Annotated in this window: 19 protein-coding genes and 2 tRNA genes; 19 read left to right on the forward strand and 2 right to left on the reverse strand. The window is 49.6% G+C overall.

From position 1 onward, the window contains the following. From rpmI to FGS84_RS24535, 5 genes are all read left to right on the forward strand, one after another. Entirely contained in the window at positions 1–198 is a 198-nt protein-coding gene (gene rpmI, locus FGS84_RS24515; RefSeq protein WP_007713120.1) for a 50S ribosomal protein L35, read from the forward strand. Between the two features lie 28 nt (positions 199–226). Next, on the forward strand, positions 227–583 hold the full coding sequence (gene rplT / locus FGS84_RS24520) for a 50S ribosomal protein L20 (protein WP_002565215.1): 357 nt from the start codon (positions 227–229) through the stop codon (positions 581–583). A gap of 104 nt (positions 584–687) precedes the next feature. Next, on the forward strand, positions 688–1,587 hold the full coding sequence (locus FGS84_RS24525) for a multidrug resistance efflux transporter family protein (RefSeq protein WP_138310915.1): 900 nt from the start codon (positions 688–690) through the stop codon (positions 1,585–1,587). Between the two features lie 96 nt (positions 1,588–1,683). Then, positions 1,684–1,872: a hypothetical protein gene (locus FGS84_RS24530; protein ID WP_138310916.1), complete on the forward strand. Its 189-nt coding sequence runs from the start codon at positions 1,684–1,686 to the stop codon at positions 1,870–1,872. A gap of 38 nt (positions 1,873–1,910) precedes the next feature. Continuing rightward, positions 1,911–2,516, forward strand: a complete 606-nt coding sequence (locus FGS84_RS24535) for an NUDIX hydrolase (RefSeq protein WP_227146061.1) — start codon at positions 1,911–1,913, stop codon at positions 2,514–2,516. 120 nt (positions 2,517–2,636) lie between these two features. Here FGS84_RS24535 and FGS84_RS24540 read toward each other — a convergent pair whose 3' ends face one another. Then, positions 2,637–2,840, reverse strand: a complete 204-nt coding sequence (locus FGS84_RS24540; protein WP_138310917.1) for a hypothetical protein — start codon at positions 2,838–2,840, stop codon at positions 2,637–2,639. A 192-nt stretch (positions 2,841–3,032) separates the two neighbouring features. On the opposite strand from FGS84_RS24540, the gene FGS84_RS24545 reads away from it, so the two are divergent. The 13 genes from FGS84_RS24545 to FGS84_RS24605 all read left to right on the forward strand — a co-directional run bounded on the left by FGS84_RS24545 (position 3,033) and on the right by FGS84_RS24605 (position 16,862). Next, on the forward strand, positions 3,033–3,392 hold the full coding sequence (locus FGS84_RS24545; protein WP_138310918.1) for a hypothetical protein: 360 nt from the start codon (positions 3,033–3,035) through the stop codon (positions 3,390–3,392). A 481-nt stretch (positions 3,393–3,873) separates the two neighbouring features. Then, on the forward strand, positions 3,874–4,548 hold the full coding sequence (locus FGS84_RS24550) for an ABC transporter ATP-binding protein (RefSeq protein WP_138310919.1): 675 nt from the start codon (positions 3,874–3,876) through the stop codon (positions 4,546–4,548). Positions 4,549–4,625: 77 nt separating this feature from the next. Then, the gene (locus FGS84_RS24555; protein ID WP_138310920.1) at positions 4,626–6,461 is read left to right on the forward strand and encodes a zinc ribbon domain-containing protein; all 1,836 of its coding nucleotides are present in this window, start codon (positions 4,626–4,628) and stop codon (positions 6,459–6,461) included. A gap of 24 nt (positions 6,462–6,485) precedes the next feature. Further along, positions 6,486–7,673, forward strand: coding sequence for an ABC transporter permease (locus tag FGS84_RS24560; protein ID WP_138310921.1), 1,188 nt, complete (start codon positions 6,486–6,488; stop codon positions 7,671–7,673). Further along, positions 7,670–8,770 (forward strand): hypothetical protein, encoded by a 1,101-nt coding sequence (locus tag FGS84_RS24565; protein WP_138310922.1) that lies wholly within the window; start codon positions 7,670–7,672, stop codon positions 8,768–8,770. Before FGS84_RS24560 ends, FGS84_RS24565 begins: the two co-directional genes overlap by 4 nt. Before the next feature lie 329 nt (positions 8,771–9,099). Continuing rightward, positions 9,100–10,101: a proline racemase family protein gene (locus FGS84_RS24570; RefSeq protein ID WP_171042708.1), complete on the forward strand. Its 1,002-nt coding sequence runs from the start codon at positions 9,100–9,102 to the stop codon at positions 10,099–10,101. A 47-nt stretch (positions 10,102–10,148) separates the two neighbouring features. Continuing rightward, entirely contained in the window at positions 10,149–10,496 is a 348-nt protein-coding gene (locus FGS84_RS24575; protein WP_138310924.1) for a RidA family protein, read from the forward strand. An 84-nt stretch (positions 10,497–10,580) separates the two neighbouring features. Then, positions 10,581–11,279 carry a GntR family transcriptional regulator gene (locus tag FGS84_RS24580; RefSeq protein WP_138310925.1) on the forward strand — a complete coding sequence of 233 codons (699 nt, stop codon included), beginning with the start codon at positions 10,581–10,583 and terminating at the stop codon, positions 11,277–11,279. A 194-nt stretch (positions 11,280–11,473) separates the two neighbouring features. After that, positions 11,474–12,571 carry a Xaa-Pro peptidase family protein gene (locus FGS84_RS24585; protein WP_171042709.1) on the forward strand — a complete coding sequence of 366 codons (1,098 nt, stop codon included), beginning with the start codon at positions 11,474–11,476 and terminating at the stop codon, positions 12,569–12,571. A gap of 10 nt (positions 12,572–12,581) precedes the next feature. Beyond that, positions 12,582–13,670, forward strand: a complete 1,089-nt coding sequence (locus FGS84_RS24590) for an NAD/NADP octopine/nopaline dehydrogenase family protein (RefSeq protein ID WP_138310927.1) — start codon at positions 12,582–12,584, stop codon at positions 13,668–13,670. A gap of 2 nt (positions 13,671–13,672) precedes the next feature. Continuing rightward, positions 13,673–14,962: a cytosine permease gene (locus FGS84_RS24595; RefSeq protein ID WP_138310928.1), complete on the forward strand. Its 1,290-nt coding sequence runs from the start codon at positions 13,673–13,675 to the stop codon at positions 14,960–14,962. Beyond that, positions 14,959–15,702: a flavodoxin family protein gene (locus FGS84_RS24600; RefSeq protein WP_138310929.1), complete on the forward strand. Its 744-nt coding sequence runs from the start codon at positions 14,959–14,961 to the stop codon at positions 15,700–15,702. Before FGS84_RS24595 ends, FGS84_RS24600 begins: the two co-directional genes overlap by 4 nt. Beyond that, the gene (locus FGS84_RS24605) at positions 15,699–16,862 is read left to right on the forward strand and encodes an enolase C-terminal domain-like protein (protein ID WP_171042710.1); all 1,164 of its coding nucleotides are present in this window, start codon (positions 15,699–15,701) and stop codon (positions 16,860–16,862) included. Before FGS84_RS24600 ends, FGS84_RS24605 begins: the two co-directional genes overlap by 4 nt. A 122-nt stretch (positions 16,863–16,984) precedes the next feature. On the opposite strand, the gene FGS84_RS24610 is transcribed toward FGS84_RS24605, so the two are convergent. Next, positions 16,985–17,068: transfer RNA gene (locus tag FGS84_RS24610), tRNA-Leu, on the reverse strand. Between the two features lie 178 nt (positions 17,069–17,246). On the opposite strand from FGS84_RS24610, the gene FGS84_RS24615 reads away from it, so the two are divergent. Then, a tRNA-Leu gene (locus FGS84_RS24615) sits at positions 17,247–17,330 on the forward strand. Positions 17,331–17,477 lie beyond the last annotated feature (147 nt).

Below are 17,477 nucleotides of genomic sequence, written 5' to 3' on the forward strand. Positions count from 1 at the left end.
ATGCCAAAGTTAAAAACCAGCAGAGCAGCAGCAAAGCGCTTTAAAAAGACAGGAACCGGTAAGTTAGTTCGCAATAAAGCTTACAAGTCTCACATCTTAACTAAGAAGTCCACTAAGAGGAAGAGAAATCTTAGAAAAGATATTGTTACCGATGCAACTAACGCACAGGTAATGAAGAAGATTTTACCATATCTGTAAGTTTGAATTGTAGAAGGAGGAATTACCGATGGCAAGAATAAAAGGCGGTTTAAATGCTAAGAAGAAGCACAATAGAGTATTAAAGATGGCTAAGGGCTACAGAGGCGCCCGTTCCAAGCAGTACAGGATTGCAAAGCAGTCCGTAATGCGCGCCCTGACAAGCTCCTATGCAGGCAGAAAAGAGAGAAAGAGACAGTTCAGACAGCTGTGGATTGCACGTATCAACGCTGCAGCACGTATCAACGGCCTGTCCTACAGCAAGTTCATGTACGGCTTAAAGTTAGCTGAGGTTGACTTAAACCGTAAGGTTCTGTCCGAAATGGCTATCAATGACGCAGAGGGATTCGCAAAATTAGCTGAACTGGCTAAGTCCAAAATTGCTTAATTGAGAATTGATATAAGATTACCAGAGGGTATTGCAGGACAAGCTGCAGTGCCCTCTTTTTGAGACAGCCGGTAAAGGCCTGAGGAAGAGAGGGGGCGGATGAATTGAAAAAAGCGCTTATATACGGGATTCTAGCATCCTTTTTCTTTGCATTTACCTTTATCCTGAACAGGAGCATGAATCTGGCCGGAGGATACTGGATGTGGTCGGCCAGCCTCAGGTACCTGTTCACATTTCCTGTATTGTGGCTTATGCTGGCACGAAGCCGTTCGGCAGGTAAGGTGTGGAAGGCTGTAAAGGAAGCGCCTGTTCCCTGGCTGGTATGGAGCACGGTGGGATTCGGGCTGTTTTACGCGCCTCTCACCTTCGGCTCCGTATTGGGTGAATCATGGCTGGCCGCAGCAACCTGGCAGCTGACCATAGCGGCGGGCGTGCTTCTGACGCCTCTGTTTGGAAAACAGATACCAATCAGAAACCTGGGATGGTCTATTCTCATACTGGCAGGCATATTCATGATGCAGGTGCCTCATCTGGAACGGATGGAAGTGAGGACCGTGGTCCTGACGCTGGTGCCTATATTGGCGGCGGCATTTTCCTATCCCCTGGGGAACCGTAAGATGATGGCCCTTTGTGCGGAGACCATGACCACCCTTGAACGGGTATACGGCATGACACTGTGCAGCATGCCGTTCTGGATTGTTATGTCGGTATGGGCCTGGGTAAAGTCCGGACCGGCGCAAGGCGGACAGATATTCCAGTCTCTGTGCGTGGCGCTGTTTTCAGGCGTTATTGCCACGGTCCTGTTTTTTAAGGCCACAGACATGGTAAAGGACAATCCGCGCCATCTGGCCGTCATAGAGGCCACCCAGTGCGGCGAGGTGCTGTTTACCCTGCTGGGAGGCATCCTGCTGCTGAAGGACAGGATTCCGGAGCCGGTGGGACTGGCCGGTATCGCTGTGATTGTGGCCGGTATGGTGGGAAACAGCCTGTCGGCAGGAGAGTAGCCCGGAGTCCCCGGGGCTGGTCCGCCGGATTGCAGGAAGGAAATAAGGGAAAAAGCAGCCTCCAAACGTTATAATAACCAAAGGAGGTTGTGGGCAATGATTAAGGATGCATATGTACAATACCAGTCGCCAAAAGCGGCAAAGGACCTGTTTGATGCAATGGAACTGCTGCCGGGGCGGGTGAAGATGGAGCAGGATGTCCACTATATTGACGATGAGACGGCTGCCATGAATCTGCATCTGGCTCTGATGATGGCGGCCCTGGAGGACGGGCTGTGGCAGTAAGGCTGTTTAGGTGACGGTATATGAGGCAGGTTACCGGAATGAAAGGAAGAATGAGAGGGACCATGAATAAGGCGGACAACAGGGATAAGAACCGGAATGAAAATCTTTTATGGAAAGTACTGGATGAAACCACTGTCATCAAGGATGCATGGATTGATATGCGCGCCAGCACCTGCAGGCTGCCGGGCGGCATGGTCATTGCCCCCTTTTATGTCAATCATCTGCCGGATTTTGCGGTGGTGGTGGCTGTAACGCCGGAACACAAGGTGATTTTGGTGCGCCAGTACCGCCACGGTGTGGAGAAGGTGCTTCTGGAGCTGCCCGCAGGATGTATCGAGCCGGGGGAGGACCCGGAGGCAGGGGCTGCCAGGGAGCTTTTGGAGGAAACGGGATACAAGGCGGGGAGTATGGAATTTCTCTTTAAAATTGCCCCCAATGCCAGCAACTGCACCAGCTACGCCCAGTGCTACCTGGCCAGGGATGTATTTTCGGCTGCGGCCCAGCAGCTGGATGATACAGAGGCACTGGAAGTGGTGGAGATGGAGGGGGAGGAAGTAAAACGGTTCCTGAGAGAGGGAAGGTTTGAACAGGCCGTGCATGTGGCGGCCCTGTACAGGGCCGCGGAGTTAGGGGCACTGGGATAAATGGATGACTGTAAATGTGATGTGTGATGCCCTTCCTGGGTGAGCGTCCCATCAATTGTTTGCGGTCATTTTTTGTTTGTACGCCATTACAGGGACAATCAGTGAAAAATCTCTACGGTTTCAATTATCACCGGTTTTGTAATCATCCCTTGCCCAGTTGGGCGCATTGACGGGACCGGCTTTGGCGTTGCCGTTTTTGGCGGCTCCCTGGATTTCGGGAACCTGGGCCTGCTCATTTTTGGGATGGTTCATTTTATGGTGATTTTCAGTTCCATGATTATCTGCGCCGTAAGGGCTGGGTCTTCTCATTCCTGCTTTTGCCATTATCATACCTCCTTTCCATAGTAGTTTTTGAACCATTGGCTGAAAATATTCGGAAAAGTAGAAGGAAAATATCAACTGAACCTATAGGTATTTTTGGTAATCACTGGACATTGATAGTTTCATATTGATAGTTAGTATTTTTTCGTGTATCCTATTTTTAGTAAATCGGTATCTGTAAAGGAGTGTTTAATATTGGATTATAAGAAAAAAGCAATTGATTGTGTTAAGGACACGGTTTTACCCATTCAACGTGCCCAATTTGAAGAATGTGGATGCAGCTTAGATGAGCAGTATAAAAAATACGGCAACACAGAAATGCTTATAGCGAGAATAATTGACCCGGGGCATATCTATGAAATAGGCTATCCTAAATGCGTTTGTGATGAGGTGCTGTCTGGCAAAGTAACAGAAGTGTCCCATTGCGAATGCTCAAGGAACAGCATTTTATATATTTTACAAGATTTATTACCGGACAAGGATATACAAGTTGAAATAATACATACGGTATTAGGTGGAGCTAATGATTGCCGATTTAAGGTAACTATTTGCTGAAACAGATTATATTAGTAATGGTCAATTTGGAGCCGCTAACCATCGAAATGTTGGCAGCCAAAAACAAGTCTCCCCTTAAGGCTGAAATACCTAAAGGGGAGAATGACAATGAGCTATGATGGATGATAAGGAACTCCATTCGCCGCATAAGGTGTGCCCTGCCAATTAAATGCGATAATTGCTTGCCAGGTAGGGGGAACAGCGGCGAGCGCTGCGGTGAGAGCCGCATCACCGGCAGTCTTATAAAAATCTTCCTGGGTACGGCTATTTCCATCAGCATAACTTCATGCTATATTCTACCTATATATATTACTCTATCAGACATGGTAAAGTCACAAACATGCAAAAAAACAACGTAAAAACGTACTTTTTGACCCCGCAATATTAAGGAATCGTTAATAATTATTATTTTGCATTCCCACCCAATATATGGTACACTGAGTCCTGTATCATAGATTGTTTTACAGGAGTGGTTGCAGGAATGCTGGAAATATCAGGAATTTATAAATCCTTTCACAGACAGAGTATTTTAGCGGGAGTGGACCTGACGGTGGCTCCGGGAGAATGTGTGGGTATAGTGGGGTATAACGGCTGCGGCAAGACCACTCTTTTATCGATTCTGGCAGGCGCCCAGAAAGCGGACAAGGGCAGTATCCTCTACAACGGCAGGCAGGCGTCAGGCCATCCCCGGGTATTTGCGGAGGAGGCAGCTTATGTGCCCCAGGAGAATCCGCTTATGGAGGAACTGACCGTAAGGGATAACCTGCTTTTGTGGTACAGGGGAAGCAGGAAGCAGATGGAATCGGATTTAAAGGGCGGAGCAGCTTCCATGCTGGGCGTGGACCAAATGCTTGAACGCACAGTGGGAAAGATTTCCGGGGGTATGAAGAAGCGGCTCAGCATAGCCTGTGCCCTGTCCAACCACGCACCGGTCCTTATCATGGATGAGCCTGGGGCGGCACTGGATTTGGAGTGTAAGGAAATCATCCGGCACTACCTCAGGGAATATATGGCTTCAGGCGGGGCTGTCATACTGACATCCCATGAACTGGCAGAGCTGGCGCTGTGTACGAAGATGTGCATATTAAAAGGCGGAGTTTTAAGTGAAATCGATTGTGGTCTGTCAGCGAATGAGCTGATTGGCCAGTTTCGATAGATACATAATAAAGGGCAGCCGGTGCGGTATGATGCAGGGCAGCGGAAAGGTCCTTTTACAAGGGAGGAGAGAGAAATATGAAATGCACCAAGTGTGGAGCAGAGCAGGAAGCAGATGTAAAATTCTGTACCCAGTGCGGAGCTCCGATGGAACATGACAATCAGGCGCCGGAAGACGGCGGCTCTGAGCCGTTAAAAGAAGAGGCGGCAGCTGAGTCCGGGTCTGCAAAAGAAGAGGCGCCGGCAGCTGTCTGTGCGCCGGAAGAGCCTCAGCCGAATAAGAAGTTCGTCAAGGTACTGGCTGCTGTGGTGGCCATTGCGGCTGTCATTGCCATCGCGGCCCTGGCTTATATGAAGATGAACACAAAGGACCCCAAGCAGGTGGTTATTGATGCCTTTGAAAATGTGTTTCCGGAAGGCCAGGTATATCCTTCTGAGGAGCTGTTCGGGCTGAAGGATTTTGCTGAGACAGTGAAGACAGCCGACAGCCAGGGCGGGCTGACCCTCAAGATGGACAGCTGTTCGGATGAGACAGTCAATACCTATGCGGGAAGCGGCCTTCGCTTTGAGACAAAGGATGACAAGACCAATGGAAAAAGCTTCTTTAACATGGGCGTAATCTATAACGGCATGGACCTTGCCAATCTGAATGCATATTATGGGGACGATACCCTGATGCTTGCGGTTCCGGAGCTTTCCGGCAAGGTGTTTACCGTGGACCTGGGAGAAGGACTGGCGGACCGCATTAAGAATTCGCCTACCGTAGGTCCGCTGCTGGAGCAGAACGGCGTGGATGTAGAAGGCATGGCGGCTTATTTCACGGAGCTGGTAGATGAGGCTGAAAAAGCCCAGTCAGAAGGCAAGCAGCCCTTTGATGTGGAAGCGCTGATTACCCGTTACAAAGAGGGATGTAAGGCCCAGGAGAATTTCAAGGCAGCCCTGACCGTTGAAAAAGCCGGTAAGGGAACCTATACCATGGACGGCGCACAGGTGAGCTGTCAGGGATACAATGTAACTGTCAGCAAGGATTCCATGATTGAATTCCTTCGCCTTTCCACTGATTTCTTCCTGCAGGATGAGACTCTGAAAGCAGATTTCATGCGCCAGCTGGAGACTACTGTGAAGATGAGTGAGCTTATGGGCGGAACCATGTCAGGCACAGGAAACCTGTCCGCGGAGGAGATGCAGCAGCAGTCCTACGAGGAGGCCAAGGAAATGGCGGACCAGATGATAGAATATCTGGATAAGGCGCTGACCGATGTGAATATGACGGTTTATGTGGATAAAAAGGGACGTCTGGCAGCAGTGGAGGGCTCTACCAATCTCCATGTGGATGATTCGGATGTTTCCGAAGAGGGCTTTGTGGCAGTGACCTTTAGCTGCCAGCTTCAGGGCGGTTCTTACCTGACACAGAATGCACTGGCCAACATTACCCTGGAAGATGCCACGGATACAGTGAGCATTGATATGGTAAAGCAGGGAACCTATGACGGAAGCGTACTGACCAGTGACCTTTCACTGGACCTGGCTGTGCCGGATGATGAGGCTTATAATTTTACATATACAAGCACCTATGATTCCAAGGACGGAAGCTACCACCTGTCCGGCGAGGTAGGCGGAAACGGTTCGCAGCTTGTGAAGATATCCGCAACCGGCGCAGTGGACCAGCTGGAAAAGGGCAAATCTGTGCATGTGAACATTGATTCCCTGGAGACATCGGTTCTGGATGATTCCGTGAATGTGGTTCTCAGCGGCGAATACTATTACCAGCCTCTGTCAGGAGAAATCACTCCTTTAGAGGGCGAGGCCATGGATATGCTGTCTGCCACGGAAGAGGATTGGACCAATGTGGGAATGGAAATGCTGTTTGGCGTCATGGGATTAGGCAGCCAGCTGGGAGTATCCATGTATTAATAAGATAAAAAGGAATGGGAAGATATGTCTGCACGTCTGGTTTATCTCAGGCTTGAGTTAAAACGAGCATGTAAAAAGCTTCCCCACATCTTTGCAGGGGCAATCGTGCTGTTACTTTTAGCGGGTACGATTGCCCTTTTGTCAGCCAGGATGCTGTATGGGGAAAAGTCAGCAGGAAGGATTGCCGTAGGGGTAGTGCTTCCGGAAGGCGATGCCGTTGCGAAGAAGGCACTGGCCATGGTCAGTTCGCTGGAAAGCGTCAAGAGCATCTGCGATTTTGAATATATGAATAAAGAGGAATGCCTGGATAAGCTGAAAGCAGGGAAATTGTATGCGGTGATGGAAGTGCCGGAGGGATTTGTGCAGGACATCATGAACGGAACCAATACGCCGGTGAAAATTCTGCTGCCCAGGGGGGCGGGCCTGGAAAGCCGCATCTTCAAGGAATTGACAGATGCAGGCGCCTCGACCCTGGGAGCAAGCCAGGCGGGTATCTATGCAGGGGATGAACTGCTGTACCTTTATGGCATGGCGGATTCCGTAAGCAGCCTGGAGGCGGACCTGAACCGGATATACATGGGCTACAGCCTGCCCCGAATGGATTATTTTAAGAATGTCAAGGTCAGTGCAACAGGAGATGTGGATACGATTCATTTTTACGGTATCAGCACAGCGGTGCTGTTTCTGCTGCTCTGCGCCATTCCGGTGTCCGCCTATCTGGCTTCAGGCTCTGTGTCCATGAAGCGGAAGCTGGCGCTTATGGGAGTGGGAAAGGGGACCCTGATGGCAGCCAGGATATTGGGAGTGGGAATGCTGTTTCTGGCAGTGGCTCTGTGTACGGCCCTGGGAGCCTCCTTCATGGGACTCATAAAGCTAAGCCTGCCCGGACTGGCAGCCCTTGTGATGGTCTGCCTGGGGGCGGCGTCCATGGTGGTATTCCTTTATCAGGCAGCCGGAAGCCTTATGGGCGGCGTTATGCTGCTGTTTCTGGCAGTGACTGCCATGCACTTTTTGGCAGGCGGATTCCTTCCTCTGGTATTCCTCCCCACCACGTTCCGGGCTGCGGCCCCGTTTCTTCCCTCCTACGTGCTGATGGAGGGGATGAAGCTTGTGGTCACATCGTCCTTTAGTCTGGCGGTATTCATAAAGCTGGCAGTACTGGCCCTGGCCGGTTTCCTGTTCAGCGTGGGAGTGGAGGTGGTCAGGGAATGAAACGGGTTGCTATGTGGTTTTTGCTGTCGTGCAAACGATATATGAGAAAATGGTCCTTTCTGTTCATCCTGCTGCTCCTTCCTGCCGGGGTTCTGGCAGCGGGCCAGGCCCAGAAACAGGGCAGCCAGGAAGTGAACATCGCCATCAGTGTGGAGGAGAGCGGTGAGAATGCGCTGGGAGACGCCCTGGCGGACAGTCTTCTGAACCGGCCGAGGGGAGAGGAGGCAGGCATGTTCCGCTTCTATCTGTGCAGTGACGAGGAGGAGGTCAGGGCGGAGGTGGCATCCAGGCGGGCTGAATGCGGTTACGTGGTCTACGGCGGACTGAGAGAGAAGCTGGATTCCAAATCCTATAAGCGCTCCATTGGCGTTTATTCGGCGCCGTCCACAGTGGCAGCCGCCCTTTCCACGGAAACTGTGTTTGCAGCCCTCATGAAAATATATGACGGGGAACTGCTGGCGGATTACGTGGCTGAAAATGAGCTGTTCGGCCCGGTGGGAGCCGCAGGCAGCGAAGCCAGGGAAGCCGCTGCCGCACAGGCCGGAGAGCTATACACAAAATGGCTGGACAATGGCTCCACATTCCGGTTTCAGTACCAGTTCCAGGGGCAGGAAGGGGAGGCGGCGGCCTTTGGGGACAGCCGGACAGATGTATTTCCTGTCAGGGGTCTGGTGGCTGTGTACGTGTTCATCACAGGTCTGTACGGGGCTGTGGTTATGTGCAGCGATGAGGAACGCGGCTTGTTTCTGCCCCTTTCATACGGATACAGGATTCCCTGCCGTCTGGCCTCCATGGCGGCGCCTGCCGTGATGGTCTCTGTATCGGGTCTGCTGGCCCTGAAGGCAGGAGGCGTGATGACATCCCTGCCAGGGGAAACACTGGCCATGGCAGGTTACTGCTGCGCTGTCATAGCGTCAGCCTGGGTCCTGCGCCTGGTATGCCGCAGGCCCCAGGTCCTCTGCTGCATCATTCCATTCCTGGTTATTGGGAGTCTTGTGTTCTGCCCGGTTTTTGTGGATGCAGGAAGATTTTTCCCCGGGCTGGACCAGGTGGGGAGGCTGTTTCCGCCGTGGTATTATTTGCAGGTGTTCAGGTAAAAGAATGGGATAAGAAGAGGGATGAGAAAGCTGATATTGTTTTCTCGTCCTTTTTTCATGACCCATTTTATATTTTACCTATATATAAAGTGCGGAGAATGGTGTTATGCTTTTAATAAACTAAAATGATTTTGTGATAATTGCACAAATAGCAGATGGAAATGTGTTTATAATTGACAAAAAGAAGAAAAGCTGCAATATCTGATTGCTTTTTTGTTTAAAAGCGGCTATACTCTTCAATAAGAGGTAGGACCAGTTTTAAAGACTAATAAAATAAATCTTTTTTTTAGATAAAGTGGTCCTACCAATCAGAGAGGAGGGAGGAAAAATTGAAGTTTTCAAAGTTTATTGAGACCATTGATACCCATACATTTGGCGAGCCCACCAGAAGCATCATTGCAGGTGTACCAAGGTTAAAGGGTGATACAATGACACGTAAACAGGAGTACTTTAAAGAACACTGCGATTGGATACGCACCATGACTATGCTGGAACCCCGGGGCGGGAATGTAATGTCAGGCGCGGTAATCACGGAGCCCTGTATGGAAGAAGCGGATGTGGGCGTTATTTTCATTGATTCCGGCGGATATTTTCCCATGTGCGGTCACAGTACCATCGGTGTGACAACCATGCTGGTGGAAACAGGAATGGTTCCGGTAATAGAACCATGTACGACTGTAAAACTGGAAACACCGGCAGGTTTAGTTACGGCTGTGGCCCAGGTGGAAGGAGGACGCGTCAAAAGTGTAACATTTGAAAACATTCCTTGTTTCCTTTATGAAAGTAAAACACTTTTCTTTGAGGGAGCCGGAGCTGTTTCCGTTGATGTGGCCTATGGAGGCGGAAGTTTTGCCCTGGTACCGGCGCAGGCATTTGGGATAAAGCTGGTGGCTGGGAATCTTCCGGAGATTCTGCGCTGGTCAAAAATCATACAGGACAGAGTCAATGAGGATATAGGGTTCCGACACCCTGAAAAGCCGGAGATTTGCGGTGTTTCCCAGGTTCATTGGTATTCTCCGCCTGTGGAGCGGGAGGATGTGGATGCCCGCAGCGTGAATGTTTTTCTTCCGGGGGTAGACCGTTCTCCCTGTGGTACAGGGACATCTGCCCGGGCAGTGACATTATTTGTCCAGGGAAAACTGGGACTGGGCGAAGAATTTTCCCAGGAGAGTCTGACCGGAGGAAAATTTACCGCAAAAATCAAGCAGTCAGTAAGTGTAGGCGGATATCCCGGAGCTGTGCCCACATTAACCGGTGCGGCGCATATTACCGGATTCCATAAATTCGTAGTTGATTCAGAGGATTCTCTTGCATTTGGATTTCCTTTCTGAATCCATTAACGCCATCATAACAAAATATAGGAAGGGAGGTGAAACATATGATAGAGAGATACGGAGGAAACGGAAGATACCATAATGCAGTCATTTGTAATGGCGTTCTCTATTTGTCAGGTCAGACAGCCACGGAAGCCGGTGATGACATTGCATTGCAATCGGAAGGGACCTTAAAAAAAATCAGCAGAATTCTGGAAGAGTATGGTTCAGATAAAGACCATATTCTTCATGCAGATGTCTATGTCCGCAATCAGACAGATGTGCAGGCATTCAATGCTGCCTGGGATGCCTGGATTAATCCGGATACTGCACCGTCGCGGGCTTGCATGGTGACGGCCCTGGGACGTCCGCCGATTCTGGTAGAGGTGGTAGTTACCGCATCCGTTAAGTAAAACACGGGGTAACAAATTCTGGTTGCATTTTTCTCATGAATCATTATAATCAAGAGATAGAAGTAAGTTGATTAGGAGAGAACGATGCAGAGTCAGAACAGTGTGATATTCAAAGAAAATAAGAATGTTCAGAAATTGATGGCCTTTATCACGGACAAGGGATTCTGCCTGGATGAACGGCTGCCGTCAGAAAGGGAGATGGTTTCGCTCCTGGGAATCGGGCGCAATTCATTGCGGGAGGCACTGAAGGTTTTGGAAGCAATGGGGGTCGTGGAGATTAAGCATGGAAGCGGTATTTTTCTGCGCAAGACGGATGTGTCCCCCAATGGAGACTCGGCTGTGTGGCTTCTGATACATAAAAATGAGATATTCAATATGATTACGGTCCGTGAGGCTCTGGATTTAAAGGCTATTGATTTGATTCCCGAGGACAATTATTCAGGGATACGCGACCAGCTGAAGGCCTGTATCACTGCTGTGAGAAAGACAGGTCTGAGCAATGGAGAGCTTCTGCAGCACGATTTAGAGTTTCACAATATCATCCGCAGGGCATCCGGCAATGACATTCTGCTAAATATCTGCGTAGCGCTGACGGGCAATATTTATGACGAGCGCAAGGTACTGTTCAGCCAAAACCAGCGTATAGAACAGTCGCTGTGGGAGCACAACCAGATTGCCAATGCTTTTGGCTCCAATGATATCAATCAGATTAAACAGGCATATGTAGCCCATATGGCCAGTACAAGGGCCAGTATCGAAAACGCACAGCCTACCAATATATAGGCACGGCTGTTTAGAAGGCGGAGAACTTGGTATTGTGCCTAAAGTCATCCTACCAATTTTTGAAAAAACTAAAAAAGAAACTATGTCATCCTGCCAATTTTGCCGGAAATAGTGTGCCGGCTAAATTCAGCACAACCAAAACAAAGTCGTAAAGGAGAACGTATATGCAGGAAATAACCAATTTACAACGCGAAATGTTAAAAAAGTATGAACTGGATGCAATGGTCACCATGACGCCGGAGAATATCACCTATGTTACCGGAGCTTATATCCCGACGCAGGTAACGGTCAGAAGCCGTAAGGTCATCCACATTATCACGGCCCAGCATAATCCGGTTGTCATTGTGGTGAATATTGAGGAACCCATTATGCGCATGCAGAGCTGGATGCCTGGAGATAAAATCATCAGCTATAATGAATTTACTGAAAATCCCGTACTCATAGCCATTGAGAAGCTGAAGGAATTTGGTATGGAGAATAAAAGGATTGGCATGGAATTGTCCTATCTGTCCGCCATAGACAGCGATTTGGTTCGCCGGGAGCTGCCTCATGCGATGATTGTGAATGCCGACCCTGCCTTTGAGGAGATGCGATTCCTTAAGCTTCAGTTTGAGATTGACCGTATTGTGGAGTTCGGTTCCCACATTGAGGATGTGATTTACAATGCATTTGCCAATGTGTCTGCCGGCATGACGGAAAAAGACATCTATCGTTTTATTGCCAATGGGTTTAACGATATCGCCAAGGGCGACAAGATGTCCATGCCCATGGTTGGCTCCGGTGTCAGAAGCTGCCTCTTAAACGGTGAGCCTACGGATAAGGTATTGGAAAAGGGCGATATAGTGCGGGTGGACGTGATGGGAACCAAGCAGAATTATTACTGCGACTGCTGCCGTACAGCGGTGGTTGGGCAGCCGGAGGCACGTCATGTAAATATCTGGGAAAAGATGGTCAAGGCCCATGATGATGCCATTGCCCAGATTAAGCCTGGCGTGAGCACTAAGACAATATATGACAATTTTGCAAAGCAGTTTAGCGGATGGGGATTTGAGCCTGTTGCATTCATTGGCCATGGACTGGGGCTGACCCTGCATGAGGAGCCTTATATCAATACATATAAGGATACTATACTGCAGAAGAATATGGTGCTTTGTGTAGAGCCTATCCATGTAATTGACGGCCAGTGCGGGTACCAGCTGGAGAACGAGGTGCTGGTGACAGCAGATGGACACCAGATGATTACCGGCACCAGACATCCATATCAGCAGCTCCCTGTCATCAAGGCGGATTAAGGAGGAAGGTATGAAAGTAGCGGTACTGGGCGGTGGACACGGAGGATATGCAGCAGCAGCAGATTTAACCATAAGGGGGTTTGATGTGAGCCTGTTTACTTTTTCAGCGGACAGAGCCGCAGCATTCCGCAAGCAGGACAACCAGCTTATGTATGAGGGCGTCTGGGGAAATGGACAATGCCGTATCGGATGTGTCACCAACCACATAGGGGAGGCGGTAGACGGAGCAGACCTGGTGGTCATGAATGTTCCGGGAACCGGTCACGAAACATATCTTGAGGCGTTGCAGCCGTATCTGAATGAGGATACGGTCCTGTACATGAATCCGGGCCACAGCGGAGGCGCACTTCGGGCAGCCGGAATATTGAGGAGAGGAAGGATTGCAGAATCCAACACCCTTAGCTATATTGCAAGAAAAACCAGCGAAACAAGCGTTCGTGTCAGCAGCAGCGATAAACCGGTTACGGTAGGTGTCTTTCCGGCAGACCAGACAGAGGATGTGCTGTCGGTAATCCGCAGGGCGTATCCTCATGTTGTGGCTGCCAGAAATGTGCTGGAGTCATCTCTCTGTAATGTCAATGCCATGTTCCATCCCCCGGGAATGCTGCTGAATGCCGGCTGGATTGAGCACACCAAGGGGAATTTCCGGTTCTACTACGATGGCATTACGCCTGCTGTGGGAAACGTCATACGGAAGCTGGATGAGGAACGGCTGTCAGTTTCCAATGCCTTTGGCCTGGGTCTGGATGATTTCTGCACGGTTTTATACCATGCCGGTTCCACGACCAGGGAAGCAGCAGAGAGCGGGGACCCCTACCGGGCATGCCAGGAGAGCAGAGCGAACCAGTTCATATTGGCTCCTCCGGGTCTGGACCATCGCTATATGCATGAGGATATTGGCTCCGGTCTGGTTCCTATTTCAGAACTGGGACGGCTGGCAGAGGTTGGGACGCCTCTGACCGATGCGCTGATATCTGCGGCAGAAGCGCTGATGGGTAGGAATTATCGCAGGGAAGGTGTTAATCTGGAGAAGATGGGAATAGAAGGAATGTCTGTACAGGAAGCTATTAACTATGTAAAAAGGGGAATGGAGTTCTAACTATGGAAGAAAAAAAGATTACCGCACAGGAGGAAAACGTCCTGGCAGCTAGTGAATATGCATATGAAGCAATTCCCGACGGGGCGAAGAAGAGCGCATGGAGTATGGTTATTGTTCTGGCAGGTTATCTGATTGCAATGTCAAATTTTGTTACCGGCGCAGCCGTCGGATACAAAATGACCTTTGGAGACGCTGTGAAGGCGCTCTGTGTATCTGATATTTATCTGGTATTCATCTGTATCGCCATGGGGCTGATTGCTTTTAAGTTCGGCATCACCACCACTGTAATGTCCAGAAAGGTCCTGGGGAAGAAGGGCTCTCTGGTGTTGTCTGTAATTTTGTCGCTGTCTGTTGTCTGCTGGCTGGGAACCAATGGGGATACGTTTGCTAAAATGATTGTTGCAGCCTTTCCCATATGGCCCATACCCGTTGGCATTACTGCCGTGATTCTGATGTTTGTATGGCTGCAGTCTGCCTCCCGGGGATACAAAGGACTGGAGGTGGTAAGTATGCTGGGGGTACCTGCTGCAATCCTGCTCTGTATCTGGGTTGTCATGGCGGCATATAAGGCAACCAATAATTTTGAATCCGTCCTCGCCTATGTGCCGGAGGGAAATTATTCCTTTACGCAGGCCACCACAGCCGGTGTGGGGTCATGGATTTTCGGCGCTATCTCATCCATGGATGTAATCCGGTTTGCCAAGAAAAAGTCTCATTTTGTGGTTGGAGGCATTGTTTCTTTCTTTATTTGCCTGCTGGCCCTGCAGCTGACCGGGGTTATCTGCGCCCAGGCTACGGGTAAGAGCGATTTTGTCAGTTCGGCAGCCGGTCTTGGCATAGCGCTTCCTACTCTCATTTGTTCTTTTTTTGCCCTGTGGACGACTCAGGACAATAATATTTACAGTGCTACCTTAAGTATACAGAATATCCTTGGCCAGACTTCCCTCAAAGGCAGGTTCAAACACAAAAGCATTGCGTATGCCCTGGCAATCCTGGCCGCAGCCTTTAGTCTGACTGGAGCCCTGAACCACGTGCTGACCTTTGTGTCCACGCTGTCTGTTTTATTGGCACCCATACCCGGTCTGTATCTGTCGGAGGTATATATTATTAAGAATTCTTCAGAGGCAAGGTCCTTCAGTTCCTGGGGATTCATCTCCTGGATTGCAGCCGGGGCAGCCGGATATTACTGCAATGCAAATAATGTCCTGGTGCCGCCTGTAATTAGTTTCCTGGTAGCATTCACGCTCTATACCGTGCTGGGCAAGCTGTTGGGAAAGGAGTCATCTCAATGACACATATTCTTATTATTAACGGAAGTTCCAGGAAAGAAGGCAATTGTCAGATTCTGGCCGGCCAGGCATCTGCTGGGGCAGCCCTGGTTAAGGATACGGAAATACGTCAGTTTACATTCGCCGGAAAGGCTTTTGCAGGATGCAGGGCAGAATGTTCAGCCTATTGTATGAAAAACGGCGACTGCTCCATTAAAGACGGACTGCAGGAACTGTGGGAAGATTTTATATGGGCAGATGGAATTGTCTGGGTGGTTCCTGTTTACCATGTAGGGGTTCCGGGGCAGGTTAAATGTGCAATGGACCGTCTGTGCAATATGCAGTACAGCTACTTCCAGGGAAAATACCCGCGCTGGAATAAGGCGTGGGGCTCCATTGTACAGGGGTCAAGCAGGTGGGGCGGTCAGGAATATACCATTCAGTGGCTGATTGAATCCGCATTGCTGATGAAGTGTATTCCTCTTGCAGCGGATGCCCCCGGAAGTTATTTTGGGGTGGCAGGCTACGCGCCCACCTGGGAAAAGGACAGTATACGCGGGGATACCGCGGCTATGGAGCTCTCGGTCAACATGGGCAGAAGGACAGCGGAACTGGCCCGTATCATCCAGGCCGGTCTGGGATGCCTGGGGGATGAGCTGGAACAACGGTATTTTCCGGCTAAGTGTATGGAAGCCAGAAGTAAGACAGAACTGGAAATCTCTGATTCATGGCAGACCAATCATCAGAAAGGAGTATCAGAATGAAGATTACGGGATATAAAATATTTGAAGTGAGCATACCAACCAGACGCAAGCACACATGGGCAAGCAGCACGGCAGACGTGGGGCAGGGCTGGGTTATTCTTCAGCTTACAGCGGACAATGGTATTATTGGCTATGGCGAGGCCACTGCCATGCCGGAGTGGGGGGGAGACTTTGGCCGCTATTTCGGTGAGTCGGCAGGAACAACCCGCGTGGTAATGGAAGAAAATCTGTTCCCGGCCATTGAAGGCATGGACCCGTTTGACATTGACTTAATTCACCATAAAATGGATTTAGCAATCCGCGGCTATAACTATGCAAAGGCTGCTATTGATATTGCATTGTATGATATGATGGGAAAGGCGGTGGAAAAACCTGTCTACCAGCTATTGGGCGGACAGCACAGAAAAGCGATTCCCATTGCCCACAGCCTGGGGGTCGTGATGGATATTGACGCGGCAGTGGAGGAAGCTGTGGCAGCCTGTAAGGAAGGGATAAAGAACATTAAGATGAAGGGTGGACTGAATCTTGTCCGCGATGTGGAACTGATGCAAAAACTCCGGGAAGCTCTCGGCCCTGACATCAATATCCTGGTGGATGCCAACCAGGGATATCCTTCTGCCAAGGAGGCTGTAAAGTGGGGTAAACGGATGGACCAGTATAATCTGCAATATCTGGAACAGCCTGTGGAAGGCCTGTATCAGCTGCAGGAGGTCACGCGCATGCTGGAGGTGCCTGTATGCGCTGATGAGAGCTGCTGGACGGTTCCTGATGCGCTGGACATTGTGGCTAACCGAGCAGCGGATTACATTTCCATCTATACGACAAAAGCAGGCGGTTTGTATCCTGCCCGCACCATTGCAAAGATTTCCGAATGTGCAGGCATACGCTGTAATGTGAATGGGTCAGGAGAGTTTGGGGTCGGCAATGCGGCTAATTTACATATGGCCTGCTGCGGAAAAAATATCAATCTTGCGTCCGTGTTCCCTATAACCCATGTGGAAGGCTGCCCGGAACAGACAAAGGTGGCTGCGCGCTGGTACATGGATGATATCATTACAAAGCCTTTCCTGTATGAGGACGGCTGCCTGATTGTTCCGGACGGTCCGGGTCTGGGAATTGAAATCGACATGGAAAAACTAATGAAATATACTGTGAAGTAGTCCTTAGATATGACAGAACAGCGATAGCGTACCGGTCCGGCCGATACGCTATCATTGTCAATTATAAAAACAAAAAAACCGCAGAGCCTTTTCAATCAAGGTCCCACGGACTTCTAAATGAATGCGGGAGATGGGACTTGAACCCACACGAGCATACACCCACAAGATCCTTAGTCTTGCCTGTCTGCCAATTCCAGCACTCCCGCAACACGAATGGTAGTATATCATAGATTTTCCAACTTGGCAACTATTTTTGACAATTTTTTTTAATTTTTTCTAATTATCAAATTTGGTAAAAAATTTGAAAAATAATGTTGACAAATTGGCATTCCTCATTTATAATAACCTTCGTTGCTTGAGACAAGCAGCAACACAAAATAAAATGCAGAAGTGGCGGAATTGGCAGACGCGCACGGTTCAGGTCCGTGTGGTAGTAATACCTTGTGGGTTCGACTCCCATCTTCTGCAGCTGGAACAGGAATCTCTTAAGTGGGACTCCTGTTTTTTTGTTCCGGTTTGTAATACTCATTTCCTCATATCGTTGCACAATTCCCCCCAACCTGCTATAATTTAAACAATATGTTATACTTTTTTCGCAAATTTCATCTGACAGCG

It is taken from the genome of Clostridium sp. 1001271st1 H5 (assembly GCF_005845215.1).
Classification (GTDB): Bacteria; Bacillota; Clostridia; order Lachnospirales; family Lachnospiraceae; genus Enterocloster.

What these genes read in the sequence shown, in the direction of transcription:
- FGS84_RS24575 (WP_138310924.1), top strand. Translation starts at nt 10,149, where the DNA reads ATGATAGAGAGATACGGAGGAAACGGAAGATACCATAATGCAGTCATT.
- FGS84_RS24590 (WP_138310927.1), top strand. Translation starts at nt 12,582, where the DNA reads ATGAAAGTAGCGGTACTGGGCGGTGGACACGGAGGATATGCAGCAGCA.
- FGS84_RS24580 (WP_138310925.1), top strand. Translation starts at nt 10,581, where the DNA reads ATGCAGAGTCAGAACAGTGTGATATTCAAAGAAAATAAGAATGTTCAG.
- FGS84_RS24585 (WP_171042709.1), top strand. Translation starts at nt 11,474, where the DNA reads ATGTTAAAAAAGTATGAACTGGATGCAATGGTCACCATGACGCCGGAG.
- FGS84_RS24560 (WP_138310921.1), top strand. Translation starts at nt 6,486, where the DNA reads ATGTCTGCACGTCTGGTTTATCTCAGGCTTGAGTTAAAACGAGCATGT.
- rpmI (WP_007713120.1), top strand. Translation starts at nt 1, where the DNA reads ATGCCAAAGTTAAAAACCAGCAGAGCAGCAGCAAAGCGCTTTAAAAAG.
- FGS84_RS24555 (WP_138310920.1), top strand. Translation starts at nt 4,626, where the DNA reads ATGAAATGCACCAAGTGTGGAGCAGAGCAGGAAGCAGATGTAAAATTC.
- FGS84_RS24540 (WP_138310917.1), bottom strand. Translation starts at nt 2,840, where the DNA reads ATGGCAAAAGCAGGAATGAGAAGACCCAGCCCTTACGGCGCAGATAAT.
- rplT (WP_002565215.1), top strand. Translation starts at nt 227, where the DNA reads ATGGCAAGAATAAAAGGCGGTTTAAATGCTAAGAAGAAGCACAATAGA.
- FGS84_RS24530 (WP_138310916.1), top strand. Translation starts at nt 1,684, where the DNA reads ATGATTAAGGATGCATATGTACAATACCAGTCGCCAAAAGCGGCAAAG.
- FGS84_RS24595 (WP_138310928.1), top strand. Translation starts at nt 13,673, where the DNA reads ATGGAAGAAAAAAAGATTACCGCACAGGAGGAAAACGTCCTGGCAGCT.
- FGS84_RS24565 (WP_138310922.1), top strand. Translation starts at nt 7,670, where the DNA reads ATGAAACGGGTTGCTATGTGGTTTTTGCTGTCGTGCAAACGATATATG.
- FGS84_RS24535 (WP_227146061.1), top strand. Translation starts at nt 1,911, where the DNA reads ATGAAAGGAAGAATGAGAGGGACCATGAATAAGGCGGACAACAGGGAT.
- FGS84_RS24600 (WP_138310929.1), top strand. Translation starts at nt 14,959, where the DNA reads ATGACACATATTCTTATTATTAACGGAAGTTCCAGGAAAGAAGGCAAT.
- FGS84_RS24550 (WP_138310919.1), top strand. Translation starts at nt 3,874, where the DNA reads ATGCTGGAAATATCAGGAATTTATAAATCCTTTCACAGACAGAGTATT.
- FGS84_RS24605 (WP_171042710.1), top strand. Translation starts at nt 15,699, where the DNA reads ATGAAGATTACGGGATATAAAATATTTGAAGTGAGCATACCAACCAGA.